Origin of the sequence: Veillonella sp. ZSJB6, assembly GCF_051549505.1 — a bacterium.
GTDB lineage: Bacteria > Bacillota > Negativicutes > Veillonellales > Veillonellaceae > Veillonella.
In genome coordinates, this window is the sequence record NZ_JBPUGE010000054.1 from 1 (window position 1) to 270 (window position 270).

Below are 270 nucleotides of genomic sequence, written 5' to 3' on the forward strand. Positions count from 1 at the left end.
CAAATAGGCTCATATCCCAACTTTGCCAAGCAGTGCGTCAATTTGTTACAGGTAAAAACTTTGATACAACAGCATATCGTTAAACAGCATGGGCAAGACGACATTCATTTTATTGATGGCTTTCCCATTCCGGTGTGTCAATATGCCAGAGCCTATCGGCATAAAACCTTCAAATATGAAGGTAGCTATAGTTACTGTGCCTCAAAGCAACAAAAATATTTTGGCTTTGAAGGACATTTACTCATTAATCTATCGGGCATGATAACCAAT

1 protein-coding gene is annotated in these 270 nt (G+C 38.5%); it reads left to right on the forward strand.

What is annotated here, in order from left to right; translation table 11 throughout:
• Positions 1 to 270: transposase (locus ACSV5T_RS09865; RefSeq protein ID WP_438320997.1), on the forward strand; the 270-nt coding region annotated here is incomplete at both ends.